Below are 25,091 nucleotides of genomic sequence, written 5' to 3'. Positions count from 1 at the left end.
CGGGGGTATCCGGTATTACCCGTCCTTTCGGGCGGCTATCCCGGGGGAGGGGGCAGGTTCTCCACGTGTTACTCAGCCGTTCGCCACTCGCTTCCACCCGGAGGTGGGTGCCGTTCGACTTGCATGTGTTAGGCGCGCCGCCAGCGTTCATCCTGAGCCAGGATCGAACTCTCCGTCCAAATATGTTTGGGCCTCGAGCCCGTCCGGTCCTCTCAGTCATCGCTGATCGGTTCCGTTCGATTCATATGGTTCTGTTTGATAGGAAAAGGAATTTCTCGGGGCCGCCTCTCGGCGGCCTTGCGAAAAACGAATCCAAGTCAGACCATTTCAAATGGTTCGATGTCTGCCCGGATGCGACACATCTGGTGTGTCCATCCTCGCAGTATCCGGTTCTCAAGGTGCACGCCCCGCGGCTCATCCGGTCCGACCGGGCCGCGCGGCAAGGAGATATATTGCCAGACCGGAGGGGCCCGCGGGGCGGGAATCTGGTTGCACACAGCTCCTACATATTTATACCCGCAGCTGACACTTGCCAGTCGTTACCTACCACTCGCCGAGCATATCTTTATATTGATCAGCCCCATGGCTAGAGCTGATATGCGCCCCGAGCCAAAGCGCAGCCGGCATCAAGCAACTCGTCGCGCTCCTCCACCGAAAAGCCCTCGGCGTACACTCGCACCACCGGCTCAGTGCCACTCGGGCGAACCAACAGCCAGGTATCATCCTCAAATGCCAAACGCAAGCCGTCCATGTGACTTACGCTCTGCGGCGCCTTGCCGCAAATCGACTTGGGATTCACACCGGGAAGCAGCGTGCGCAGCGACTCGGCATCTTCTGCCTCAAGTCGTAAATCTCGACGGCCATAACTTGTTTTTCCAAAACTCGCCTCGAGCTGATCGACCAGCACGCCCAGCGAAGCCCCCGTCTTTGCCATGAGCTCACACAGGAGTAGGCAAGCGAGAATGCCGTCACGCTCGGGCATATGCGCGGCAATGCCGATGCCACCGGCCTCCTCACCGCCCATAAGCACCCCGTCTTTTTTCATCTCGGCGGCTATATATTTGAAGCCAACCGGTTTTACGGTCACGCGGCAACCGAGTGCCTCGGCAACACGACGTACAAGCGTCGAGCACGATAGATTGACGACGACTCGCCCCTTCAAATTGCGAAACTGAACCAATTCGCCCATTACGAGCGCCATGATCTGATGCGGATGTATATATCTACCGCGCTCGTCGACCGCGCCAATACGGTCAGCATCGCCATCGGTCACCAGGCCGGCACACGCGCCGTCTTCGATAACTGCACGCTCGCAGGCATCCACCCACGGCTCTACGGGATCGGGACAGATATCCCTCCAATCCGATGCTTGCCCCGCATGAATCTCATGGACCTCAACACCCAGCTCGCGCAGCAAATCGGCAAGATAACCTTGAGCCGCTCCCCCCATGGGGTCGACCACCACGCGCAGACGAGCGGCACGAATGGCATCGGCATCGACAAACGATGCTACCGCTCGCATATAGTCGGGAATGATATCCGCCGTGCGATACTGCTCCTCGAGCCCCAGAGGTTCGGCGGCCATCGTTGCCTCGAGTTCTTCGATGACGTCCTGGTTTGCCGTGGAACCATCGCCCATGCGCAGTTTGAGACAGAGATAGCCCTGCGGATGATGTGAACCGGTCACCATGAGCGCCCCGCACGCCTCGCCATCGTATGCGGCAGCCCACGTGATGGCAGGCGTGGGTACAAAACGGGCCGCGAGCACGGCATCAAGGCCATGGGCCGCAAGCACGCCAGCTGCAAGTTCTGCAAACTCGCGCGCCCGGGGACGGGTGTCATACCCGATATATACCGTCTTGCCGGGATATGTCTTTTGCCAGAGCTCGCCAGCGGCATCAGCGATACGGGCAACATTGTCAGCGTTAAAATCCTCGCCGACGCGAGCGCGCCAGCCATCAGTTCCAAAATGAATTATCGCGCACACACGCAGACACCTCGCAGTGTTTGGATCATGGTACGCAGGTGGTATACCCGCAACGAGCGCCCGGCAAGCCGCCGGCGCACGCATTCACCGTTTAGGCAAAAGCCGTCGAGGGCGCATATAGACAAAAAAACCGCCCCGGTTGGGGCGGTAATTCGAATGTGCTTTTCTTAGGACTCTATATATCGAGCGCGTCTGCCATAGCAGCCGTCGTGATCGCCGTGGTTCCGCAACAGCCACCAACCATTGCGGCGCCAGCCCGCTTCCACTCGACGCATGCGCGCGCGAAAGCTTCGGGGTCCTCGTGCCACACGGGCCCATCTTGCGTTTGGACCGGATTTCCCGCATTGGGACGTACAGTAACGGGCGTCGTGGCTATCTTGACCATTCTTGGTACCGCAGCGGTAGCCGCTGTCAGGGTGCAGCAATTGACCCCAACCGAGCTCGCACCGTGCTTCTCGGCATACAAGATGGCACCTTCGATGTTTAGGCCATCACCCAGCAGGTCGCCCTTGTCATCAATAGCAAAGCTCACCAGAACGGGCATGCCATCAGCGGCATCATGGACACCGGCGAGCACGGGCTGCAGATTGCGGATAGACGTGATCGTCTCGACCAGAATCCCGTCGACGCCGGCGTTGAGCAGGGCGGACGCCTGCTCGCGAGCATTTGCGCGAATCTCTCGATACTCGGAAGAATCCTCGACAAACCACTCAATCGCAATAGGCCCCATGGACCCCAGCAATAGCTGGGGATTTGCCTGGCGGGCATCGTCGACCGCCCCGCGATTGACCTCTGCCATAGATGGAGCGATTTCATCGCGATCGAGCGCAAAACCCGATGCCTGGAACGTATTGGTAATAAGCACCTGTGCACCAGCGGCGGCATACAGTCGGTGGATGCGAGAAACCGTCTGTGGTTCGGCGAGGTTCCAAAATGCCGGCGGAATATCGGCGGCACCGTATTCACTCAGCAGCACGCTGCCCATCGGACCCTGTGCCAGCAGCGTCTCGCTGGCAAGTCGGCGCATAAGCTCCTCGCCGCCGAAGCGATTGTAATAACTCGTATCCATATATATGTTTCGCTATTCCTCGATGCTGATTCCCTGCTTTTCGAGATAGGCGAGCCAACGGACCATTGTGTCCTCGGAAAGCGCGTGCTCCATCATGCAGGCCTCGGCATCGGCGCGCTCAAAGTCGGCGCCGAGCTCCTGGACCAAAAATGTGCGAATCAGGCGATGGCGATACCAGATAGCCAAACCGACCTCGCGCCCACGGTTGGTCAGGATAACCTTGCCGTAGTGAGACTGCTCGACAAGTTCGGATGCCTTGAGAGCCGAAACCGCCTTGTTGACCGATGCCTTCGAAACGCCAAGGCGCTGTGCGATATCGACCGACCGCACGCCATTAGTCTCCCCATCCTCGCTTTCGATGCGAACCATGCACTCCAAGTAGTCTTCGTTCGCCACCGTTAGATGTAGCTCGCGCGAGCTATTTGTCGTATCCATGAACATCCGTCCCTTCTGCATTCAATGGCTGATTCTACCCCATCCAAGCGTCGCGGTATGCCGCGGCATACCGTGCTAGAGTTCTTGTTGCATACGACAACCAAGATTGGAGCGGTCTCTATGGAAAACACCACCACGAACCCCGACGTACTCGAGCGTTTTTTGCGCTACGTCCAGATCAACACACAGTCCGAGGATGCCAACTGTGACCAGGTTCCGTCGAGCACCGTCCAGTTTGATCTTGCCAATGTGCTTGCCGAGGAATTGCGCGAGCTTGGTGCAACCGATGCCCATGTAACCGAAAACGCCTATGTCTGCGCTCACATTCCCGCGAGCGCCGGCTCCGAGAATAAGCCCGCCCTGGGCCTGATCGCGCACCTCGACACCACCGAGGTCGCACCGGGCGCCGGCGTAGCGCCGCACATTGTGCACTACGAGGGCGGCGACCTGGTTTGCGGCATCGTCGACGGCAAGCCCGTATCCATGAGCACCGCCAAGCTCCCCGCCCTCAACAACCTTTTGGGCGAGGACCTGGTTTGCACCGACGGCACCACGCTGCTGGGCGCCGACGATAAGGCCGGTGTCGCCGAGATTATGGCGCTCGTCGCACGCATTGCACAGGACCCCAGCCTGCCCCACCCCACGCTTGGTATTTGTTTCTGCCCGGACGAGGAAATCGGCCACGGTGCCGAGCTGTTGGATATCGAGGACTTTGGCTGTAAGTATGCCTACACAGTCGACGGCGGTCCGGTTGGCGAGCTTGAGTGGGAGTGCTTCAACGCCGCCGAGGCTACCGTTAGCTTTGAGGGCCAGTCCATTCACCCCGGCGACGCCAAGGGCCGCATGGTTAACGCGGGCAATCTGTTCTGCGACTTCAATGCCCTGCTTCCCTACGTGCAGCGTCCGGAATACACCGAGGGCTACGAGGGCTTCTATCACCTCGAGGGCGTTTCTGCCACAGTCGACCATGCCACGGCGCGCTATATCGTCCGTGATCACGATGCCGCCAAGTTCCAGCAGAAGCTCGATCTGATGGATGCTGCCGCCGCGCTGCTCAACCAGCGTCTGGGCGAGGAGCGCGTAACGGTCGAGATCAAGCACCAGTACCGTAACATGGCCGAGATTGTCCGCGACTACCCAGAGCTGATCGAAGTCGCCAAGGAATCCTTCCTTGCCTGCGATGTTGAGCCCCAGGTGCTGCCGATTCGCGGCGGCACCGACGGCGCACAGCTGTCGTTCCGCGGCCTGCCCTGTCCCAACCTTTCGACGGGCGGCTACTGCTACCACGGCGTCAACGAGTTTGTCCCGGTCAGCTCGCTCGTTAAGATGACCGACGTCTTGCAGGAACTCGTCGCCCGCTTCGCATAAGGAACTCGAATAATCTAGGTAAGCAAAATCGCCCCGTCCTCAAAACCGAGAACGGGGCGATTTTTTGGTGCAAGGGGAGTAGTCGGCATCGCTGGTTGAATCAACGTCAGCGAGCGACGTCCAGAACGAACAAGTTGGCATGAAAAAGGCAGGACATTGATTCTGGTCATGCCCTGCCTTTTGAATGACAAATAGTCGCTCTGGGCGGCGCGCAGCGTCAAGCCGTTGCGCGGGGGCGGCCCCCCCCCCCCCCCCAACCCTAGTAGTTGGCTTCGTAACCGTTGCCGTCGCCAGTGGGCTCCTCGTAATAATATGAGCTGTAATCCGAATCGTCCGAATAGCTCGAATCGTCCGAGCTTTCCAACGAACCGGCCGTACCGTAGGCGTAATCGTCAGAAGTATGGTTGCTCAAATCACCGATTGTAGAGCTGGTTCCGTCGGATAGGCCCATGGTGTTTGGTCCCTTAGGATCCTTGCCGGCATCGACGCGCGCCATCATCTCCTTAAGCTCGTCCTCGTAGACAAAGACATAGCTCTGGCCGTCGATCATGGTGGTTTCATCTGCGTAGGAGGGCAGATTCGCCGAATAGATGCCATCGACATCCATGCCGCGCATAGCATTGACCGTAGACACGATGTCCTGAACGCTCATATCGGTCACAAGCATATCGGACAGCGAATTAACCAGGTCGAAGACCTTCGTAGCATCAAAGTTGTTGAGAATCTGGTTGGCAAGGGCACCAAGCACCTGGCGTTGGTGACGCATGCGCGTATAGTCGCCGTCGGCATAGGTATAGCGGCAACGGGCATAGGTGAGCGCGGTAGCACCGTCCATGTGCTGCTGGCCTGCCGTAATCTTAATGTCCAGATGCTCGGGGTCATCGACATCATCGGTGGCGTTGATGTCGATACCGCCCACAGAGTCAATCAATGATTGCATACCGTCAAAGCTAACCTCGGCATAGTGGGAAATCTGCACGCCGCACAGCTCATTGACCGCTTGAACCATGGCCTCGGCACCGCCATAGGTATGGCAGGCGTTGACCTTCATGGTTTCGCCGTTATAGACAACCTTGGTATCACGTGGAATGGATATAAGCGTAGCCTGCTTTTGCGTAGGGTCGATGCGCGCCAAGATAATTGAATCGGCGCGATACGTGTCCTCGCCCGGACGACCATCGGTACCCAAAAGAAGCACGTAGAACGGATCCTTGGCCTCATTGGTATCCACCAAGATATGGCGCAGATTGTCGGTAATGACATTGGAATCGCCAAGCTTGCCCATAATGTTGGCGAACCACAGCCCGGCGGCAGTCGTAGCGCTCAGCAGCACGCCAAGCACGGCGATAAGCGCAACGCGACGGATTGTCTGGCCGCGGCGGCGCTGACGAGCGCGCTCGGAGTAGCGTGCAACATTATCGCGACTGTAGATCTTGGCCTGTGCGCCGGTTGAAGGTCTTCGAGTATCCGCTAAGGGCTTCTTATTATTAAACATAGGCAACCTGCATTAGTAGATGACGGGATCGGGAACAGTGGCGTGCTCGACGTTTGCACCAAGTGCCTGCAGTTTTTCGACAAACTGCTCATAGCCACGTTTGATGTGATGAATGGCCGAGACCTCGGTAACGCCGTCGGCGATAAGGCCAGCAACGACGAGCGCGGCGCCGCCGCGCAGATCAGGCGAGGTAACCTGTGCACCCGAGAACCCCTTGACGCCATGAATCATGGCGTGATGGCTTTCGATGCGGATATCTGCGCCCATACGGACCAGCTCCGACGCGAACATGAAGCGGTTCTCGAAGATATTCTCGGTAATCACAGAGCTGCCATCAGCGAGAGCGGAAAGCACCATGATCTGCGCCTGCATGTCCGTCGGGAAGCCCGGGAACGGAAGTGTCTGAATATCGACCGGCCTGATGTGCTCGACACGACTCACGTGAACGCCATTCTCGATTCGCTCACACTCGATACCCATGAGCTCCATCTTCTTGAGCACCATGCCCAAGTGAATGGGGCAAAAGCCCGTAACGTCGACACCGCGGTCATCGGCCATCAGGGCACCGGCAACGATAAAGGTGCCGGCCTCGATGCGGTCGCCCACCACGCGATGGGTAACGGGATGCAGCTCGTCCACACCTTCGATGGTCACGACGGGCGTGCCGGCGCCAACAATCTTGGCGCCCATCTCGTTGAGCATATTGGCAAGGTCGACGATCTCGGGCTCGCGAGCCGCATTATCGATAACCGTAGTGCCTTGCGCGCGCACGGCCGCCATGATGAGGTTCTCGGTAGCGCCGACGCTGGCAAACTCAAGCGTAACCGTGGTACCGCGCAACCCCTGAGGAGCGTTGGCATTGATGTAACCGTGTGCAGTGTCGAATTCTACGCCCAGCGCCTCAAGACCCAAGATGTGCATGTCGATCTTACGGGCACCCAGATTGCAGCCACCCGGCATGGCAATCTTGGCACGATGGAAACGGCCCAGCAGGGGACCCATCACGGCCGTGGAGGCGCGCATCTTGGCGACAAGCTCGTAGGGAGCCTCCCAGGAATCAACCTGAGAGGTATCAATCTCGAGCGTATGCTCATCGAGAACGTCAATCTTGGCGCCCATACCCTTGAGCACCTTGCCCATAACATGGACATCCGAGATATCGGGCACGTTCTGCAGCGTCGTCTTCCCCGGTGCCAGAAGCGTTGCCGCCATGAGTTTGAGTGCAGAGTTCTTTGCACCCGAAACGGGCACGGAGCCTCCGATGGTGTGGCCACCTTCAACACGGATAATATCCAAGGTCTACCCTTTCAAAAAGCATGCCCGGGATGGCTGGGCCATCCCGGGCATGATGTGTTCGCAAATGGTCGAACGCCAAATCGTTTGACTATTGGGCAAGCATGAGCTTACACCATGCGATTTCATTATAGAGGTAGGCGCGGCGTGCATCATCCTCCGACAAATTACCCAGCTTCTCTTCAAAACCTTGAATATCAGCTTTAAGCTTGTCGGCATCGACGGTCGCCAAATCGCAAGCGCGCTCGGCGAGGACAATCACGACATCGTCCGCAACCTGGGCATAGCCGCCGGCCACGGCAAACGTGTGGTCGACGGTGCCCATTTGCTTATCACAAACGCGAACGTAGCCGCGATCGATCGTGCAGATCTCGCTAGCGTGACGCGGAAGAATGCCGAACTCGCCGTCCGTGGAAGGCAGGGCGACAAATGCCGCCTCGCCTTCATAGGCGCAGCTCTCCGGACACACGATGCGGATTTGCATAGCCACTACTTCTCCTCCATCTTGGCGGCGCGCTCGCGCACGTCGTCAATCGTGGACGCATAACGGAACGCCTGCTCGGGCAGGTCGTCGCACTCGCCGTCGACAATGGCGGCAAACGAGCGGACCGTGTCCTCGACACGGATGTAGACACCGGGGTTGCCGGTGAACTGCTCGGCGACGTGGAAGGACTGAGACAGGAACTGCTGGAGCTTACGGGCACGGTTGACCGTAAGGCGCTGCTCCTCGGAAAGCTCGTCCATACCCAGAATGGCGATGATGTCCTGCAGGTCGGAGTACTCCTGGAGCAGCTCTTGGACTGCGACGGCCACACGATAGTGCTCCTCGCCGACAATCGAGGGATCCAAGGCATCGGAAGAGGAAGCCAAGGGGTCGATTGCGGGATACAGACCGAGCTCGGCGATGGAACGCGAAAGAACGGTCGTGGCGTCGAGGTGTGTAAACGTCGTGGCGGGAGCCGGGTCGGTCAGGTCGTCTGCAGGGACGTAGACAGCCTGAACGGAGGTGATGGAACCCGTCTTGGTCGAGGTAATGCGCTCCTGGAGGTCGCCCATCTCGGTAGCCAGCGTGGGCTGGTAGCCAACAGCGGACGGCATACGGCCCAGAAGGGCGGAAACCTCGGAACCGGCCTGGGAGAAGCGGAAAATGTTATCGATGAACAGCAGGACGTCCTGGCCACGATCGCGGAAGTACTCAGCGGTGGTGAGGCCGGCCAGACCGATGCGCAGACGCGCTCCAGGCGGCTCGTTCATCTGACCGTAGACCAAGCAGGTCTTGTCGATAACGCCAGACTCGCTCATCTCGAGGAACAGGTCGGTACCCTCACGGGTACGCTCGCCAACGCCGGTGAACACCGAGGTGCCGCCATGCTCCTGGGCGAGGTTGTTGATGAGCTCCTGAATCAGAACGGTCTTGCCGACGCCGGCGCCGCCAAACAGACCCGTCTTGCCGCCACGGATGTAGGGCTCGAGCAGGTCGACGGCCTTAATGCCGGTCTCGAAAATCTCGGTCTTGGTAGTGAGCTCGTCGAAATGAGGTGCCGGGTGATGGATGGGATAAAACTCATCGATCTGGGGCATGGGCTTGCCATCGACAGGCTGGCCCATAACATTCCAAATGCGGCCGAGGGTCTCGGGGCCGACGGGCATCTTCATGGGTGCGCCGGTGTCGACCGCGACGACGCCGCGCTGCAAGCCGTCGGTCGACGTCATGGCGACGGTACGAACGACACCGCCGGGAAGCTGAGACTCAACCTCCAGGATGGTGCTGATGTGACCCATCGGCGTATCGGCCTCGACCGTGAGCGCGTTGTAGATCGAGGGGACAGCGCCATCGAACTTAACGTCGACAACTGCGCCGATGATACGGACGATACGCCCCTCACCGGCCGTCTGACGTGCCGTGGCCTCCTCGACCGCCGCTTTAACGGTGGTATCTGCCATTAGTGTTCCTCCAATGCTGCGGCTCCGCCCACGATCTCGTTGATCTCCGTGGTAATGGAAGCCTGACGCACGCGGTTATACGTACGGGTAAGAGTCGAGATGATCGACGACGCGTTCTCCGTGGCGGAGTGCATGGCCTTACGGCGCGCACCCTGCTCGGCGGCGGCCGAATCGATCAGCGCCTGGTGAATGACGGTCAGGATGTAGCTGGGGACCAGCTCAGCCAACACATGCTGGGCGCTCGGCACGAACTTGAACGAGGACGAGACGCGCTCGGGGCCCTCGTCTGCGTTCTTGCGCGGGCCATGTGCCATGGCGATCATCTCGGGGTCGAGCGGAAGCAAATGCTCGGTACGAAGAACCTGATCGACGCGGTTGCGAGCGTGATGGTACACGATCTCGACGCGGTCGAGCTGACCCTTGGAGTACTCGTCGCAGATATAGCTCGCGATCATGCGGGCATCCTCGAGGCTCGGGTCGGCCGAGGAACCCTCGAAGTGCATGACCGTGTTGGCACGGCTGCGGAAATACTCGCTCGCCTTGCGACCGCATGCGATGATCTCGCACTCGGCGCCATCATGTGCCCATTCGCGAGCGATTTTCTCGCAGGTGCGCTCAACGTTGACGTTGAAGCCGCCCGCCAGACCGCGATCGGACGTGATCGCGATGATCAGACCGCGCTTGAACTCCTCATGCGTCTTGAGCATGGGGTTGTCGCCGGCAGTCTCTGTATCGCTCGCAACGGTGTGCATGACGTCGGTGAGCGCCTTCTTGTAGGGCTCAGCCTGCGTGGCTCGATCGAGCGCGCGACGGATCTTGGCCGTAGAGACCATCTCCATCGTGCGCGTGATCTGCTTGGTGCTCGTGACCGAGGAGATTCGCTTCTTAATGTCGCGAAGGTTAGCCATAGAGCTTAGTTCTCCTCTGCGCCCTCAGCTGCGCTCGCGGTGGAGGCATGCTTGGAGGCGTACTCGTTCTTGAAATCGGTGATGGCCTGAAGCAGCTGCTCTTTGGTCTCGCCGTCGATCTTGTTGGTACGGACCTTCTGCAGCAAGCCGCCAAAGCCAGCATTCATGTACTCGAGCAGCTCGGCGCGGAACGGCAGCACCTCGGAAAGGGGCAGGTCGTCGATAAAGCCCTCGTTGCCGGCGAACAGCGTAACGATCTGCTCGGCGACGTCGAACGGCTTAAAGCGCGCCTGCTTAAGAAGCTCGGTCATGTGCGCACCGTGGGTAAGCTGCTTTTGGGTGGCTGCATCCAGGTCGGAACCGAACTGGGTAAAACCGGCGAGCTCACGGTAGGCGGCAAGGTCCAGACGGAGGTTGCCGGCGACCTGCTTCATGGCCTTGGTCTGAGCGGAGCCACCGACGCGCGACACCGAGATGCCGACGTCGACTGCCGGGCGCTGGCCCTGGAAGAAGAGCTCGGACTGCAGGTAGATCTGACCATCGGTAATGGAAATGACGTTGGTCGGAATGTAGGCCGAAACGTCGCCGTCCTGGGTCTCGATGACCGGCAGGGCCGTCATGGAGCCGTAGCCGTTCTTCTTGGACATCTTGACGGCACGCTCGAGCAGGCGAGAGTGCAGGTAGAAGATGTCGCCAGGATAGGCCTCGCGTCCGGGCGGACGATGCAGCGTCAGCGACATCTGACGGTAGGCAACAGCCTGCTTGGACAGGTCATCGTAGATGACGAGCACATGGCCGCCGGGGTTGGTCTCGCTGGCGGGCTCGCCGTTCTCGCCGTTGTACATAAAGAACTCGCCGATAGCGGCACCGGCCATAGGGGCGATGTACTGCATAGGGGCCGAGTCGGCAGCGGTAGCCGAGACGATGATGGTGTAGTCGAGTGCGCCGTGCTGGGCGAGGGTCTCACGGATGTTGGCAACCGTAGAGGCCTTCTGGCCGATAGCGACGTAGATGCAGACCATGTCCTTACCGCGCTGGTTGAGGATGGCATCGATCGCGATGGCGGTCTTGCCGGTCTTACGGTCGCCGATGATGAGCTCACGCTGGCCACGGCCGATAGGAACCATGGAGTCGATAGCGAGCAGACCAGTCTGAACCGGCTCGCAGACCGGGGTGCGGTCGATAACGCCGGGGGCCTTGAACTCGATGGGGCGACGGTGCGTGGCGACGATATCGCCCAGGCCGTCGATGGGCTGGCCCAGCGGGTTGACGACGCGACCGAGCATGGCGCGGCTCACGGGAATATCCATGACGCGACCGGTGGTACGGCACTCGTCGCCTTCCTTGATGACGTTGACGGCGCCGAACAGAACAGCACCGACCTCATCGCGGTCGAGGTTCTGGGCAAGGCCGTAGACGGTCTCGCCGGTCTCGGAGCTCTTGAACTCCAAGAGCTCGCCGGCCATGGCGTTGCGCAGTCCCGAGACGCGCGCGATGCCGTCGCCAACCTCGTCAACATGGGAAACCTCTTGCGTGTCGACGGTAGCCGCCAGGCCATCGAGCTTCGCCTGCAGGGCGCGGGCGATGCTTTCGGCATTGAGGGTATCGGACATAACTAGGCTTCACCTCCGTTATTCAAAATCGTGGAACCGAGGGCCTCACGCGCTGCGCGCAGCTGGGTCTTGACGGTAACGTCGCGACGCTGGCCGCGGGCCTCGAGAATCAGACCGCCGATGATGGACGGATCGACCTTCTCGATCAGGAACACCTTGCGCTTTAGATCGGCCTCGCATTTCTCGGTAATCGTGCGGCGCAGCTCGTCATCGAGCGGGACAGCCGTGGTGACGGTGACGCCTACGACGTCCTCGTCGGTCGCGGTTACCATCCGATAAGCCGATGCAATCTGCGGCAGAAGATCGAGCTGGCCGCGCTCGAACACGGTACTGAGGACAGCAAGCACCTCGGGGCTGGCGTTCGCGATGACCTCAAGCTCGTGAAGATCGCGGAACACACGGCCCTCGGCCTTAGCGGCCTCCAGGAGGGTACGTGCATAGGTCTCGAGAACCCTGTTCTCCATGCGGCTGTTAGGCATTCAGGCTACCTGCTTCCTTGATGTAGCGCTCGATCAGACGACGCTGCTCGTCGTCGTTCTCGAGGGCCTCGCCGACAATCTTGGTCGCAACGGAGACGGAAAGATCGGCGATGGAGCCGGCAGCGGCGGCATAGATGGAGTTGCGCTCGTCCTCGGCGTTGGCGTGGGCCTTGGCAATGATGTCCTCGGCCTCCTCGTGAGCCTTGGCGATAATGCGGGCGCGCTCGGACTCGGCGTCCTGACGGGCGGCGGTCACGATGTCGGCAGCCTGACGACGGGCGTCGGTGAGGAGGGCGTCGGACTCCTTGCGGGCCTCGATGGCCTTGCGCTTGGTGGTCTCAGCCTCATCGAGGCTGTCCTTGATGCGCTTGCCGCGCTCTTCCATCGTCTGCAGAATCTGCGGCCAGGCGAACTTGGCCAAAACGATGAAGATGATGAGGAAGGCAATGAGTGCAGGGACGAATTCCGCCATCTTGGGGACGAGGATCTCGGCCTTGTTCTCAGACTCCTCGGCGAATGCCGACACCGGCATGGCGAGCATGGCGCCCGTCAGCGCAGCAGCGACTTTCGCGTGGTTGAAATGCTTCATGGCGACTACCTTCGTGCTCAATTACGAAATCAGCGTAACGACGAAGCCGATCAGGCCCAGAGCCTCGGTGAATGCAGATGCAAGAATGAAGACGGTGAAGGCACGGCCCTGGACCTCAGGCTGACGAGCCATAGCGCCCGTAGCACCGAGTGCTGCAAGACCAATTGCGAGACCGGCACCGATAACGCCGAGACCATATCCGATAACTCCCACGATTCCTCCTTTGTCGTGCGCGTGTGCGCAGGATAAATACCTATGTTGTAGAGGCGCACGCGGGTGCCGCGCCTCCGAACACCAAATAAATGCGACCGCTAGTGGGCGTCAGCCTCTGCGATCTGAATGTACACGGCCTCGAGGACCGTAAAAACGTATGCCTGAACAAAGGCAACGATCAGCTCGACGGCGTAGATTACCAAAAGAATCAAAACCCACGCCACGCTGGGCAGGGCGCCCACGGCGTTCATGGCCGTAAAGTGCTCCAGCATCGGCTGGGCAAAGAGCGTGGCCATGATGGCGAACGAACCCATGACGATGTGGCCGGCGAACATGTTGCAGAACAGACGGACGGCGAGCGTGACCAGGCGCAGGCACAGCGAGAAGAGCTCGATGACCCACACGAAGACGTTCATGGGGAAGGCGACGCCCGCAGGGGCGAGGCTCTTGAAGTACCCAAAGAAGCCGTGCTTCTTGATACCAAAATAGATGAAGTACACAAACGACACGAGTGCGAGGGCGGCGGTACAGCCGATGGCACCGGTGCCGGGCTTCATGCCGGGGATGAGGCCGATAAAGTTGTTGATCAGGATAAAGAAGAACAGCGAGGCCAAAAACGGGAAGTGCTTCTTCCAGTTGTCGCCAACGACACCCTTGGCGATATCGTCCTGCACGTACTCGATGACCCACTCGACGCCGTTAACGAAGAAGCCCTCGGGGACAACCTTCTGCTTCTTAGTAAACGCGAAAAAGACCACGAACATGACGACAGCGGCGATAAGCAGCCAGAACGAGTACTGCGTCAGGCCCGCGTTAAGGTCACCCACGACCGGAGCCGAGGAAAACTCAGCGACGAGCTCGGCGATCGCGCTGGGTAACTTGGCAAATGCGTCCAAGATTCCACCTTCCCTGTTTGCCCGCACCAAGGTGGGGCAACGCCTTTAATCCTTCATAATCACCATGCAGGCGATCACGATCCAACAAATCAAAAACCCGGCGAGCTCGCCGCACAAAAAGGCGATGAGCGCCACGGGGGCTACCAGGTGCACAATTACGACGCCCATAAAGAGCACCGCAAACGACACCATGATACCCAACATGCCTACCGTCATGTTGGCATCGCGTCGATGCGCCAGCACCGAAGCAAGCGCAAGGTACAACGGCAAAAATGCAACAAGACCGACGACGAATCCCGTTGCGATGAACGGCACGTGGCCTGCCAGCTCAACCGGCATGTGCGTTCCCTTCTCGCGACATATAACCCACATGGAGCCATACCCCGCTCACATCGTCCTAGTATTTTAGGGCGCGTGATTGCAAAATCAATGCACTGTCACCCAACCTTAATCGCGTCTTTAGCCCCTTGGGGTGTCAAACGGACAAAAGGCCGAGCACTGAGGACGAATGGGTCGCGATGGCCGACGAGCGTACTTGACAAACGCCGCCGCACCCGCGTAAGCGCATCACGACAGCGTTGTTGACTATTGTACGAACCGAATACGCGATGACAAGTGGGAAAACGTAAGTTAATACACAACTGTACATTTTCTTAAGACACTCTTTATACCGTACCTACGGTATAGCGCGTTTTGGGCCCTCGGTGGCTGCGACGACACTCATAAATATGCGTGCAGGCGTCACTCGTACACCCGCACGCACCAATCATGCACGAATGGGCACGTGCAGCTGCCCATGCCCAGCGACTAGAGCGTGCCGTAGATGCGGTCGCCGGCGTCGCCGAGGCCAGGAACGATGTAGGCAGCCTCGTTGAGATGGTCGTCGATGGCGCAGGTATAGATATGCACATCTGGGTCTTTCTCGGTCAGCGACTTGAGGCCCTCGGGGGCCGCGACGATGCACAGCATGCGGATGTCCTTGACACCGCGCTCGCGCAGGTAGCTGATGGCCATCTCGGCCGAACCGCCCGTGGCGAGCATGGGGTCGACAACCAGGCAGATGCGCTGGTCGATATCCTTGGGCATTTTGCAGTAATACTCATGCGGTTCGTGAGTAACCTCGTCGCGCTCCATACCGATGTGTCCCACGCGAGCGGAGGGCACCAGGTCGAGGATGCCGTCGACCATGCCAAGGCCCGCACGCAGGATGGGCACGATGGCGAGTTTCTTGCCGGCGAGCTGTTTGAACGTGGCGGTAGTGATGGGGGTCTCGACCTCGACGTCTTCCATAGGCAGGTCGCGCATGGCCTCGTAGCCGTCAAAAAGCGCGAGTTCGCGCACGAGCTGGCGGAACTGATTGGTGCCGGTGTTTTTGTCGCGCAGGATCGACAGCTTGTGCTGGACGAGCGGATGATCGACAAGCGTCACACGGGACGCATCGTAGGTAACGGTCATGGGTCTTTCCCCTTTCGTTGCGGCCACAAAATGGCCTTGCTGACAAGGCGCGCAGCAATGTTGCCGCTGCACGCCATGCATCAGTTTAGCGGTTTGTTGTATCGAGCATCCCATCGCAGCCCTACTGTGCGGTACTGAGCGAGCGCTTGACCGCATCGCGCCAGCCCGCAAGGTTTTGCTCGCGGCGCTCGGCGGACATGTGGGGAAGGAAGGTCCTAACGATCTGGGCATTTTGCTCCAGCTCTTCCAGGTCTTCCCAATAGCCGACGGCAAGGCCCGCCAAGTACGCGGCACCGATTGCCGTGGTCTCCACCGTCTCGCATTGCAGCACGGGGATATCCAGCAGGTCGGCCTGGAATTGCATGATGAACTCGTTGCGCGACGCGCCGCCATCGACAGACAGGCGTTCGATCGAAAGCCCCACGTCCTGCTCCATGGCGCGCAGCACGTCGTAGCTCTGATATGCCATGGATTCGCAGGCGGCACGTACGATGGTCGCACGGCTCGAGGCGCCGGTCAGACCGCACACGATACCGCGGGCACGCGGGTCCCACCAGGGAGCGCCCAAACCCGCAAAGGCGGGAACGAAGTAGCAGCCCTCGTTGTCGTTAATCGAAGCGGCGAGTTGTGCAGACTCGCTCACGCTCGAGATGATGCCCATGTTGTTGCGAAGCCAGTTCATGGTGGAGCCGGCGGCAAAGATGGAACCCTCGAGTGCATAGCTGATCTTCCCGTCCGCGGCGATACCGATGGTGGAGACCAGACCGTTCTTGGATTCGACGACCTCGTCGCCGGTGTTCATGAGCATAAAGCAACCAGTGCCATAGGTGTTTTTGGTCTGGCCGGGATGGAAACAGCAGTGGCCGAACAGCGACGCCTGCTGGTCGCCCGCCACGCCCATGATGGGTGGCATGTTGGTCATGATGTCGCTCGCGACGCGGCCGTAGTCGCCCGAGCTCCAGCGAACCTCGGGCATCATGGAACGCGGAACGTCAAAGAGCGCCAGCAGGTCGTCGTCCCAATCGAGCGTATGGATATTAAAGAGTGCCGTGCGGCTGGCATTGGTGTAGTCGGTGGCAAAGACCTGGCTGCCGGTGAGGTTGTAGATGAGCCAGGTGTCGATGGTGCCAAACATGAGGTCGCCCGCCGCCGCGCTCTCGCGTGCGCCGTCGACGTTGTCGAGAATCCACTGCACCTTGGAGGCCGAGAAATACGGGTCGAGCGTAAGCCCCGTGCGGGAGCGCACCAGCTCTTCTGCGCCCTGCTCAACCAAATTATCGATCAGAGACGCAGTGCGACGGCACTGCCATACGATGGCGTTATAGATGGGCTGGCCGCTCACGCGGTCCCAGACCACCGTGGTCTCACGCTGATTGGAGATACCGATGGCGGCGATGCGATCGGAATGAATCCCGCTCTTAAACTGAACCTCCATCATGACCGCAATCTGGCTGGCAAGGACCGCCATGGGGTCTTGCTCCACCCAGCCGGGACGCGGGAAGCTGGTTTTGACGCTGCGGCGCGCTTGGGCGACAATGCAGCCGTACTCGTCAACGATGGTCGCAAGTACCGAGGTGGTGCCGCAGTCGAGCGCCATGATGTAGGAACCGCCAAAGTCAAACGAGGCATCTTCCATGCCCAGGCTGCCCAGATTCAACGACATCGCTTACACCTTTCTGTTGCATCGGGTCGGACAGGACCCGCTCAATCTCTGACGCGGGAAGTGCGCCTTGGCGCAGGATCTGGAGCCCGCCGTGCTGGAACGACACGATGGTCGAAGCGTCGCGGCACGGCGTCTCGCCCGCGTCGACGGCCACGTCGACCCCTTCTAGAATGCGGTCTTCAACGTCGGCAAAGCTTGCCGGCGCGGGCGCGCCGTGTGTATTGCCGCTCGTACAGGCAAGTGGGCTGCCACAGGTGCGAATGAGCGCCTGTACCACGGGCGAGGCCGACGCGCGAAGAGCCACCGTGTCGTCGGCGGCACGCATAAAGGTCGGCACGCAGGGAGCCGCCTTGACCACAATAGTCAGGGCACCCGGCCAGCATCGTCGGGCAAGTATGCGTGCCTCTTCTGGGATATCCACGCCGTAGCGGTCGAGGGCCTCGGCATCATCGACCAGCCAGGCAACCGTTTGGGTGAGCTCGCGCTGCTTGAGGGTAAAGATGCGGCGGTAGCCGGTACCGAGCGCGGGCACCGCGGCGCCGTTGACGGTAGCCTGCGGATCGCGCGGCCACGGCAGAGATTCGCTTGTATCTTGGGGCACGGCGTCCGAGAAGGCGTTGACTGCCACAGCGACGCCATAGACGGTCTCGGTTGGGATCAGGGCCAGGCCGCCACGGCCGAGCACCTCGGCCGTACGCTCGACGGCGAGCCGATGCGGCTCGCGCGCTCCCTCGAATACCCGATAGACCGTCTGCATGTGTATGCCAGCCCCTTACGCTCTGGTGAAAGTTTGTTTACTGAGGGGCATTCTCGCACGAAACGTTTAACCTATTTGTCCACAGCGCATGTTGGTTTGGTGAGCGGCTATAGCAGTCGGTGAAAGTGAGGGGTAATTAAGCCGTGACAAGCCTCTTTACATTTCCGGCGCAGCGCTCCCGCCGCCAATACGCTTCGTACTTTACTGACGTTGTTTGGGCTCGGTGACGATAGCTCGAACGATGCGGGGACGATCGGTGAGGTCACGGACGATGCGTACGTCCGAAAGACCCGCCTGGCGGCAGAGCTCGGCCGCGGCGTCGAGGGCGCCCTCATAGAGCTCGCAGGCAAACAGGCCGCCGGCGCGCAGCATATAGGGCGCCGCATTGAGCAGGCGGCGGAAGATATCAAGGCCATCGGCTCCGCCCTCGAGCGCCAAATCGGGCTCAAAGTCCTTGACCTCGTGCGGCAGCGAGCGCATGACGTCAGTCGGGATATAAGGCGGGTTGGAAACGAGCACGTCGAAGGTGCCCCACTCCTCGCGGGGGATAGAGCTCACCAGGTTCGTGAGGCTGAAGGCGACCTCATCGGACGTCAGCCCGAGTGCATCGCGGTTTTTGGCGGCCAGGTCGATGGCGCGCGGCTCGATATCGGTAGCGGTGCAGGCGACATGGCCGCGACGCTCCCAAGCAAGGGAGAGCGAAATGCAGCCTGTGCCGCAGCCGACCTCGAGAACGCGGGCAATGCGGGGGTCGGCAGGCACAGACGCGGCGGCATCCTGCACTAGGGCCGTCTCTTGTTCGACGCCTTCGATGGCAATGCCGTATTCGTCGAGCTCGGGCTCAGCGACTTCCGCGGTCTCGGCCTCAGCTGCCTGCGCGGCGGCTTCCTCGGCCTCACGATCGGCCAGCTCCTCGGCATAAGCTCGGCTGCCCAGCACGTCTCCGCCCAACGCCGCCTCATCGGCAGCCGTGAGGTTGGCGGCACGGCGCTCGGCAGTCGCGCGTTCGTCAGCCAATGCGACTTCGGCTTTACGCGCCTGCTCGACCTCGTCGTTCCATGGCAACTCTACGCGCTGGCGGGTGGCAGCCTCGGGGCTCAGAACCTCGGCATCCAGATAATTGAGGACTTCCTCGACGAGCATCTCGGTCTCGGGACGTGGAATGAGCACGCCGGGGGCGCACGCGACGTCGATCATGCGGAACTGCGTGCTGCCGGTGATGTACTGCAGCGGCTCGCCCTTGGCGCGACGGACAACCGCCGCGTGCATGGTCTCGAGCTGCGCTGCATCGAGCGTGTCGTCCATACGCATATATAAGTCGATGCGCGCTAGGCCCGTGGCTGCGCACAACAGCCACTCGGCAGAAAGACGGGGGTGCTCTTCGCCGCGCTCGGCTAGGTACTCCTTGGTCCACTCGAGACAACGCCTGATGGTCCAGATCTCGTTTGCCATGGGTCCTCCCCTCTTAAGCGCCGGGCGGCGCGCGAATGTCGGAGCAGATTGTACGCGAGGGCGGCACGCGGCGAGAGACGATTGGAAGCGATTATCGAGAATCAGCCCAGAATTTTGCACCGGGCTCGCTCAAAGTGTTCATTCGCCGACGTCTAGATTTGCATTCGTCAAGCTTTTGGCAAGGTTGCCCCAAAACTGGCCAATATCTAACCAAGAACTTGCCAAATCACTTGACGTGCGACGCACCAAAAAGGGCCCCGCGACTTCTTGGACGATTTTTCGAGCAATATTTTCAATAGCAGATGAAGATTGTTAATTACTTTAAGCAGGCAGGCAGCTTAATTTCCAACAAAGTAGATTAAATAAACTCGAAAAGTGATTTACCCAACCTAGTCATTTAAGAACGTCCCCAATGACTACCTCTAGGCGCCGCAGGTTGAGCATAAGTCCCCAATGACTACCCGCCGCAGGTAGAGGACGGACAGCGAGCGGGTCGCATTTGAGACAAGGTGACGTGGAACGAAAGGGCGCTGACCTTCTGGTCGCGCCCTTGAAGTTGAACGTCAGATTGTACAGGTGCGGCCCGCGCAGCGTCGGCCGGTCCGCCGTTCGGTAGAACGGCGGAACCTACTACACGGCCTGTGCCAGCTTCTCGGCACGCTCGGCGGCGGCAAGCGCCTCGATGACGGCACCGAGTTGGTCGCCCAGAAGGACGCCGTTGTAGGTGGAGTTGAAACCGATACGGTGGTCGGTCACGCGGTCCTGGGGCTGGTTGTAAGTACGGATCTTCTCGGAACGGTTTCCGTGGCCAATCTGGCTCTGGCGCTCGGCGCCGAGCTCGGCCTGCTGCTTCTCGAGTTCCATCTCGTACAGACGGGCACGCAGCATCTGCATGCAGACCTCGCGGTTTTGAATCTGGGAACGCTGCTCCTGCGACTGCACCACGGTATTGGTGGGCAGGTGGGTAATGCGCACGGCGGAGTAGGTGGTGTTAACGCACTGACCGCCAGGACCGGAGGCACAGTAGGTATCGATGCGCAGGTCGGACTGGTTGATCTGAACGTCGATCTCCTCGGCCTCGGGAAGCACGGCGACAGTTGCCGTGGAGGTCTGGATGCGGCCCTGGGACTCGGTCTTGGGAACGCGCTGGACACGGTGCACGCCGGACTCGAACTTCATGACGGAGTAGACACGGTCGCCCTCGACCTTGAACTCGATGGACTTAAAACCGCCGGCCTCGCTGGGGCTGGAGTCGAGCACGGTGGTCTTCCAGCCACGCGACTCGCAGAAGCGTTGGTACATCTTGTACAGGTCACCGGCGAAAATGGCCGCCTCGTCGCCACCTGCGGCGGAGCGGATCTCGACGATGGTGTTCTTGTCGTCATTGGGGTCACTCGGGATGAGCATGTACTTGATGTCTTCCTCGAGCTGGGGAAGCTTGTCCTCGTTCTCGGAGATGTCCATCTGGAGCATCTCCTTCTCGTCGGCATCGGTAGTGTCACGGAGCATTTCTTTGGCAGCCTCGATGTCGTCGAGCGCGCCGATGTACTCGCGCGCAGCGGCAATGAGGTCGGACTGGTGCGCGTACTCCTTGTTGAGACGCGTGAACTCCTTGATGTCGGAGGCGACGGCCGGGTCGGAAAGCTTCTTCTCGAGCTCCTCGTAGGCCTTGATGATCTTTTCGAGCTTGTCGCGCATGGCGGAACTCCTTTATATGCGTGAAGGTGAAAATCGGCGGAATTGATGGGGCGCATGGCGCCGTTGCGGGGTAAGCCCAGCTAGAACATGTCGATTTTCAGATACATGCGCATCCCTTCGCGTATAGGGTACATAGTTGCGGTCTAACCCATATATGATAGCGTGCGCAGGCAAACCTGCATATAACCCGCACGGAATGAGTGGACGCAGTCGTTGGGGACGTCGATGATTCGGCAATGCCAGCGAGCGCCACCCAGAGCGAACAAGTTGGCATGAAAAAGGCAAGGCATAGACCTTCTGGTCATGCCTTGCCTTTTGAATGACAAATTGTCGCTCTGGGTGGCGCGCAGCGTCGACCGGTCCGCCGTTCGTTAGAACGGCGGAACCTCTAGAGCAGCGTAACCTCGAAGGCGCGCTTGTCGGTGGCGCCGGGAGCCAAGGTGATGGTGTTGACCTTGTGCTCGAAGACGTCGTCCTCGGTGTCCATGGTGGTATGTCCGGTCCAAGGCTCGAGCGCCACGAACGGGGCGTCGTTGGCGGCAGACCACACGCCAATGTACTTAAAGCCCTCAAAGTCAATCTTGACGCCGTGGCCCGACTTGCGACTGCGCAGCGTGAGCGTGGAGCCCGGGGTATCGGTGAACATAATGGCGTCGTTGTCGAAGCTACGGTGTGTGATGGGCAGCACGTCCGAGTTATCGGGAGCCTTGTAGCTTCCCTCGAACGTCATAAGGCCATCGGGCGTGATGATGGGCGCCTCGTTAGTCCAAGCCTCGGTAAACGCCAGCTCGTAATCCTCGAACGCCTCGTCCTCGGCACCGGGAACGGGCACGTTAAATGCGGGGTGGCCGCCCACCGAAAACGGCAGGTCCACGTCGCCGGTGTTGGTGACGGCAAAGGTCTGCGTAAGAGTGGCGTCGCCAGTCAGGGCATAGGTCATGTTGAGCTTAAAGTGGAACGGGAAGGCCTTGAGCGACTCGGGCGTATCGGTGATCTCGTAGGTGACGGACGAACCGTCCTCCGACACCTCGACCAGCTTGTGCTCCACGATACGCGCGATGCCGTGGCGCGCCATCTCGCAGCTGCCGGCCGCAGACGTCGCCGTGTTGTTGCGCAGCGAGCCCACAATGGGGAACAGGACGGGCGCATGCTTGCCCCAAAAAGCGGGATCGCCCTGCCACAGATACTCGTTGCCGTTGAGGGCAAGGCTCGTGAGCTGGGCGCCCATGGAATCGATGGCCGCGGTGAGGCCGCCGCGCCTGATGGTAGTGACGGTAGACATGCTACTTCCTCCAAAAGTAAACAATAGTGTCGAGAACTATTGTCCCACTCTTGGCGGCGGGACGGGACGGCAGGCGATTATTGAGTAGCCATAGCGGAAATGGGCGGCGAGCGCCTACTGGGTATCCACGTAAAGGTCAAACCCGCCCTGCGAGGTGGTGTCGACCGTATCGGGCGCCCGCGAGTTAAAGCTCGCGGGAACCATTCTTTTCGAGGCACGAAAACGCGTGCCGTCGGTGGCGACAGGTGGCTCATCGACCGTAAGTTCGTAGTCGCCGGGCTTGAGCTCGATACCGTCACCTTCGGAATTGACGTATTGGTGCTCGTCGATCGCTTGTCCCTTGAGCGTACGGCCCACGATATGAATGAGCATCTGGCTGTCGCCGCGCGCGGTATCCCACGTCGCGCCGTCCTTGACCTCGACCGACACATGCACCGAGCGCGTACGGTTGAGCGATTGTTCGACGGAGATCTCGACCTTGGCGGCGTCTTGGCGCTGCCGCTCAACATGGCTCCAAACGCTGCCGATTGCCGAGCAGGCGATAACGCCGGCCATGAAGGCGATGAGGATGGGGCCGAGCGGAGAGCGCCGGCCCGCGCCTTCCTCGCGAGCCAGATCGGGGCGATGCGTGGGCGCAGGCGCCTGGGCGCCCTGCGCGGGCACGTCGAGAATGCTAAAGGATGCCGTGCTGTCGGGGTCGATAGTGTGACGCGGCTGTGGGGTCCTTGCCGGCGAGATGGACATGTCGGCCGGCTCACCCAGTGTGGCCGTGGCGTCGGCCTTTGCCTCGTCGGCCTCAGCCTGGGCCCAGGCCTGTTCAAAGGTTAGGGGTTCGGCCGAGTCGGAAGCGGCGTCCGTCTCGACGGCATCGTCGCCGCTCTCGTCCTCGTCGCTCGACACGTCATGCGGCGCGGGCTCGTCCCACTCCTCGTCCGGAACCTCGCCCTCGCTATACCACCATTCAAAGTTATCGATATCCATACGGGGCGCCCCTTAGGCCTCGCAAATAAACACTTGCTAGCCTTATACCCCCAGACGGCACGAGGGCTCGCACGGAATGCGAAAAGAACTGCTCCTTTGTCGCATCGAAACGGATCTGTTTACGTTTAGCCGCGGGTAATCTTATTTCTCAACAAGAAGTCGACTGCCCCCACGATTCTGATGCCATCGATGTCCGTTGGATGGTCGCCATCCCTGACAATCAGGATCTTCTCATACGAATCAGGAATTTTTCCTAGCGTGCTTAGCTTGAGCGGTCGCAGCTCGCGTTCCCTCGTCGCCTCGGCATCGATCCGTTCGGTAACCTGGATATATTTGCGGTCTGATCCCTCGCCGATTGCGACAAAGTCGATTTCCCCTGCGCGTAGATGGCCGCAAAACACTTCGTATCCTTCAAAGACAAGCTGGTTGTAGATGACGTTCTCGAGCATCCTTCCGCTATCGCTACCTCTATATCCGTCAAGATAGCTGCGAATTCCCGTATCAGCTATGTAATATTTACCGCCTGTCTTAAGAAGCTTCCGCCCCTTGATGTCATACCTTTTTACTTTGGTAAACAGGTACGTCTCTTCCAGAGCGTCAATATATGCCGACACCGTCGATGCGTTGGTCTTACCGCCCGCTGATTCGTTGAGCGTCCCTACGATTTTGTTGACCGAGGTTTGGTTGGAGATGTTGTCTGCCAGATACGCACAGAGCCGCTCGAGAACATCGCGCTTGGTGATAGCTCCGCGACCCCTACGCGTCACACGCGACAGGATATCGCGCGCGACGATCGTCTGGTAGAGGCTACGGATATAGTCGCGACACAGCTCACGTCTCGGCTCATCATAGGCCAGAAACGGCATGCCGCCATAGGTTATGTACTGCTCAAGCACGGTATTTGAATTAAGGCGATCGCCCGTCTTGGAAACAAGTTCGACCCTCTCACCAAGCCCTTCAGCGGCGACCGCATCAATCGAGCGAAAATCAAGATATTCGCCAAACGTGAGAGGCTGCATCTTGACCTCGACATATCGGCCCGAGATAAGCGTTGCGAGCTCGCTCGATAGCAAAAAGGCATTGGAGCCCGTGACATAGATATCGCACGGCAAATCCACTCGGAGCGAGTTGACCGCCTTTTCCCAACCTTCGACATTCTGGAGCTCGTCAAAGAACAGGTAGGGATGATCGATGCCGTCGATGCGCTCCCGAACCATACGATAAAACGTCAGATAATCCGTAATTCCCGCGTACTCTAGAGATTCCATCTTAAAGGTCAGCAAACGCTCGGCTGGCACCCCCTGTTGCGCCAGATAGTCCCTCATCATGTCCAATAACGTTGATTTGCCACAACGGCGTATGCCCGTCACGATTTTGATGAGGTCGGTATCCTGAAAAGCAATGAGTCGATCAAGATAACGGCTTCGGCGAACGATATCCATAGAGTCTCCCTAGCGCCCGACCAGACATGAAATCTTATAAACTTGCATTTTTTGCAAGTTTATAAGGCATGG

23 protein-coding genes and 1 rRNA gene are annotated in these 25,091 nt (G+C 59.7%); 1 reads left to right on the top strand and 23 read right to left on the bottom strand.

Annotated features, from left to right (window positions below; translation table 11 throughout):
* From ACTNDJ_RS06280 to ACTNDJ_RS06265, 4 genes are all read right to left on the bottom strand, one after another.
* A 16S ribosomal RNA gene (locus ACTNDJ_RS06280) occupies positions 1-179 on the bottom strand; the annotation flags it as partial.
* Between the two features lie 407 nt (positions 180-586).
* Entirely contained in the window at positions 587-1,987 is a 1,401-nt protein-coding gene (locus ACTNDJ_RS06275; RefSeq protein ID WP_441063907.1) for a phosphoglucomutase/phosphomannomutase family protein, read from the bottom strand.
* A 175-nt stretch (positions 1,988-2,162) separates the two neighbouring features.
* Positions 2,163-3,056 carry a homocysteine S-methyltransferase family protein gene (locus tag ACTNDJ_RS06270; RefSeq protein ID WP_154518399.1) on the bottom strand — a complete coding sequence of 298 codons (894 nt, stop codon included), beginning with the start codon at positions 3,054-3,056 and terminating at the stop codon, positions 2,163-2,165.
* Between the two features lie 12 nt (positions 3,057-3,068).
* Entirely contained in the window at positions 3,069-3,491 is a 423-nt protein-coding gene (locus ACTNDJ_RS06265; RefSeq protein ID WP_441063906.1) for a metal-dependent transcriptional regulator, read from the bottom strand.
* A gap of 120 nt (positions 3,492-3,611) precedes the next feature.
* Between ACTNDJ_RS06265 and pepT the strand changes: the two genes are divergently transcribed.
* Entirely contained in the window at positions 3,612-4,859 is a 1,248-nt protein-coding gene (gene pepT, locus ACTNDJ_RS06260; protein ID WP_154518393.1) for a peptidase T, read from the top strand.
* A 259-nt stretch (positions 4,860-5,118) separates the two neighbouring features.
* Here pepT and ACTNDJ_RS06255 read toward each other — a convergent pair whose 3' ends face one another.
* The 19 genes from ACTNDJ_RS06255 to ACTNDJ_RS06165 form a co-directional block, all read right to left on the bottom strand.
* Positions 5,119-6,354 carry an LCP family protein gene (locus ACTNDJ_RS06255; RefSeq protein ID WP_441063905.1) on the bottom strand — a complete coding sequence of 412 codons (1,236 nt, stop codon included), beginning with the start codon at positions 6,352-6,354 and terminating at the stop codon, positions 5,119-5,121.
* 12 nt (positions 6,355-6,366) lie between these two features.
* Complete coding sequence (gene murA, locus ACTNDJ_RS06250) at positions 6,367-7,650, bottom strand: UDP-N-acetylglucosamine 1-carboxyvinyltransferase (RefSeq protein WP_154518387.1); 1,284 nt, start codon at positions 7,648-7,650, stop codon at positions 6,367-6,369.
* 88 nt (positions 7,651-7,738) lie between these two features.
* Entirely contained in the window at positions 7,739-8,131 is a 393-nt protein-coding gene (gene atpC / locus ACTNDJ_RS06245; RefSeq protein ID WP_441063908.1) for an ATP synthase F1 subunit epsilon, read from the bottom strand.
* Between the two features lie 5 nt (positions 8,132-8,136).
* Positions 8,137-9,591, bottom strand: coding sequence for a F0F1 ATP synthase subunit beta (atpD, locus tag ACTNDJ_RS06240; RefSeq protein ID WP_427727748.1), 1,455 nt, complete (start codon positions 9,589-9,591; stop codon positions 8,137-8,139).
* Positions 9,591-10,499, bottom strand: a complete 909-nt coding sequence (gene atpG / locus ACTNDJ_RS06235; protein WP_441049241.1) for an ATP synthase F1 subunit gamma — start codon at positions 10,497-10,499, stop codon at positions 9,591-9,593. The genes atpD and atpG overlap by 1 nt, the downstream gene beginning before the upstream one ends.
* A gap of 5 nt (positions 10,500-10,504) precedes the next feature.
* Positions 10,505-12,112 carry a F0F1 ATP synthase subunit alpha gene (gene atpA, locus ACTNDJ_RS06230; protein ID WP_441063903.1) on the bottom strand — a complete coding sequence of 536 codons (1,608 nt, stop codon included), beginning with the start codon at positions 12,110-12,112 and terminating at the stop codon, positions 10,505-10,507.
* A gap of 2 nt (positions 12,113-12,114) precedes the next feature.
* Positions 12,115-12,591 (bottom strand): F0F1 ATP synthase subunit delta, encoded by a 477-nt coding sequence (locus ACTNDJ_RS06225; RefSeq protein ID WP_441049237.1) that lies wholly within the window; start codon positions 12,589-12,591, stop codon positions 12,115-12,117.
* Positions 12,584-13,180 carry a F0F1 ATP synthase subunit B gene (atpF, locus tag ACTNDJ_RS06220; RefSeq protein WP_427727741.1) on the bottom strand — a complete coding sequence of 199 codons (597 nt, stop codon included), beginning with the start codon at positions 13,178-13,180 and terminating at the stop codon, positions 12,584-12,586. Before atpF ends, ACTNDJ_RS06225 begins: the two co-directional genes overlap by 8 nt.
* Positions 13,181-13,201: 21 nt before the next feature.
* Positions 13,202-13,393 (bottom strand): ATP synthase F0 subunit C, encoded by a 192-nt coding sequence (locus ACTNDJ_RS06215; RefSeq protein ID WP_427727739.1) that lies wholly within the window; start codon positions 13,391-13,393, stop codon positions 13,202-13,204.
* 98 nt (positions 13,394-13,491) lie between these two features.
* Positions 13,492-14,289 carry a F0F1 ATP synthase subunit A gene (gene atpB / locus ACTNDJ_RS06210; RefSeq protein ID WP_441032000.1) on the bottom strand — a complete coding sequence of 266 codons (798 nt, stop codon included), beginning with the start codon at positions 14,287-14,289 and terminating at the stop codon, positions 13,492-13,494.
* Positions 14,290-14,334: 45 nt separating this feature from the next.
* Positions 14,335-14,628 (bottom strand): hypothetical protein, encoded by a 294-nt coding sequence (locus tag ACTNDJ_RS06205; protein ID WP_441031998.1) that lies wholly within the window; start codon positions 14,626-14,628, stop codon positions 14,335-14,337.
* Between the two features lie 468 nt (positions 14,629-15,096).
* Positions 15,097-15,744, bottom strand: coding sequence for a uracil phosphoribosyltransferase (upp, locus tag ACTNDJ_RS06200; RefSeq protein ID WP_040359658.1), 648 nt, complete (start codon positions 15,742-15,744; stop codon positions 15,097-15,099).
* A gap of 121 nt (positions 15,745-15,865) precedes the next feature.
* Complete coding sequence (glpK, locus tag ACTNDJ_RS06195) at positions 15,866-17,407, bottom strand: glycerol kinase GlpK (protein WP_154518372.1); 1,542 nt, start codon at positions 17,405-17,407, stop codon at positions 15,866-15,868.
* A complete protein-coding gene (locus tag ACTNDJ_RS06190) occupies positions 17,361-18,164 on the bottom strand; it encodes an L-threonylcarbamoyladenylate synthase (protein ID WP_441063901.1) in 804 nt (267 codons plus the stop codon). The genes glpK and ACTNDJ_RS06190 overlap by 47 nt, the downstream gene beginning before the upstream one ends.
* Before the next feature lie 201 nt (positions 18,165-18,365).
* On the bottom strand, positions 18,366-19,616 hold the full coding sequence (locus ACTNDJ_RS06185) for a N5-glutamine methyltransferase family protein (protein ID WP_441063899.1): 1,251 nt from the start codon (positions 19,614-19,616) through the stop codon (positions 18,366-18,368).
* Positions 19,617-20,246: 630 nt separating this feature from the next.
* Positions 20,247-21,314, bottom strand: coding sequence for a peptide chain release factor 1 (prfA, locus tag ACTNDJ_RS06180; RefSeq protein WP_154518366.1), 1,068 nt, complete (start codon positions 21,312-21,314; stop codon positions 20,247-20,249).
* A gap of 388 nt (positions 21,315-21,702) precedes the next feature.
* Positions 21,703-22,596 (bottom strand): aldose 1-epimerase family protein, encoded by an 894-nt coding sequence (locus ACTNDJ_RS06175; protein ID WP_441063898.1) that lies wholly within the window; start codon positions 22,594-22,596, stop codon positions 21,703-21,705.
* A gap of 114 nt (positions 22,597-22,710) precedes the next feature.
* Positions 22,711-23,577: a hypothetical protein gene (locus tag ACTNDJ_RS06170; protein WP_441063896.1), complete on the bottom strand. Its 867-nt coding sequence runs from the start codon at positions 23,575-23,577 to the stop codon at positions 22,711-22,713.
* Positions 23,578-23,702: 125 nt separating this feature from the next.
* Positions 23,703-25,019: an ATP-binding protein gene (locus tag ACTNDJ_RS06165; RefSeq protein WP_441083453.1), complete on the bottom strand. Its 1,317-nt coding sequence runs from the start codon at positions 25,017-25,019 to the stop codon at positions 23,703-23,705.
* Positions 25,020-25,091: the final 72 nt, after the last annotated feature.

It is taken from the genome of Collinsella sp. HCP3S3_D1, from assembly GCF_052064015.1.
In the GTDB taxonomy this organism is placed as follows: domain Bacteria; phylum Actinomycetota; class Coriobacteriia; order Coriobacteriales; family Coriobacteriaceae; genus Collinsella.
This window is presented reverse-complemented; position numbering and strand designations above follow the sequence as displayed.

Bases quoted from the DNA above. Each gene is read 5' to 3' on its own strand.
- ACTNDJ_RS06175 (WP_441063898.1), bottom strand. From the start codon at position 22,596: ATGTCTACCGTCACTACCATCAGGCGCGGCGGCCTCACCGCGGCCATC.
- prfA (WP_154518366.1), bottom strand. From the start codon at position 21,314: ATGCGCGACAAGCTCGAAAAGATCATCAAGGCCTACGAGGAGCTCGAG.
- glpK (WP_154518372.1), bottom strand. From the start codon at position 17,407: ATGTCGTTGAATCTGGGCAGCCTGGGCATGGAAGATGCCTCGTTTGAC.
- atpD (WP_427727748.1), bottom strand. From the start codon at position 9,591: ATGGCAGATACCACCGTTAAAGCGGCGGTCGAGGAGGCCACGGCACGT.
- atpA (WP_441063903.1), bottom strand. From the start codon at position 12,112: ATGTCCGATACCCTCAATGCCGAAAGCATCGCCCGCGCCCTGCAGGCG.
- ACTNDJ_RS06170 (WP_441063896.1), bottom strand. From the start codon at position 23,577: ATGGATATCGATAACTTTGAATGGTGGTATAGCGAGGGCGAGGTTCCG.
- atpC (WP_441063908.1), bottom strand. From the start codon at position 8,131: ATGCAAATCCGCATCGTGTGTCCGGAGAGCTGCGCCTATGAAGGCGAG.
- ACTNDJ_RS06270 (WP_154518399.1), bottom strand. From the start codon at position 3,056: ATGGATACGAGTTATTACAATCGCTTCGGCGGCGAGGAGCTTATGCGC.
- ACTNDJ_RS06255 (WP_441063905.1), bottom strand. From the start codon at position 6,354: ATGTTTAATAATAAGAAGCCCTTAGCGGATACTCGAAGACCTTCAACC.
- upp (WP_040359658.1), bottom strand. From the start codon at position 15,744: ATGACCGTTACCTACGATGCGTCCCGTGTGACGCTTGTCGATCATCCG.
- ACTNDJ_RS06205 (WP_441031998.1), bottom strand. From the start codon at position 14,628: ATGCCGGTTGAGCTGGCAGGCCACGTGCCGTTCATCGCAACGGGATTC.
- atpG (WP_441049241.1), bottom strand. From the start codon at position 10,499: ATGGCTAACCTTCGCGACATTAAGAAGCGAATCTCCTCGGTCACGAGC.
- ACTNDJ_RS06265 (WP_441063906.1), bottom strand. From the start codon at position 3,491: ATGGATACGACAAATAGCTCGCGCGAGCTACATCTAACGGTGGCGAAC.
- ACTNDJ_RS06185 (WP_441063899.1), bottom strand. From the start codon at position 19,616: ATGGCAAACGAGATCTGGACCATCAGGCGTTGTCTCGAGTGGACCAAG.
- ACTNDJ_RS06190 (WP_441063901.1), bottom strand. From the start codon at position 18,164: ATGCAGACGGTCTATCGGGTATTCGAGGGAGCGCGCGAGCCGCATCGG.
- ACTNDJ_RS06225 (WP_441049237.1), bottom strand. From the start codon at position 12,591: ATGCCTAACAGCCGCATGGAGAACAGGGTTCTCGAGACCTATGCACGT.
- pepT (WP_154518393.1), top strand. From the start codon at position 3,612: ATGGAAAACACCACCACGAACCCCGACGTACTCGAGCGTTTTTTGCGC.
- atpF (WP_427727741.1), bottom strand. From the start codon at position 13,180: ATGAAGCATTTCAACCACGCGAAAGTCGCTGCTGCGCTGACGGGCGCC.
- ACTNDJ_RS06165 (WP_441083453.1), bottom strand. From the start codon at position 25,019: ATGGATATCGTTCGCCGAAGCCGTTATCTTGATCGACTCATTGCTTTT.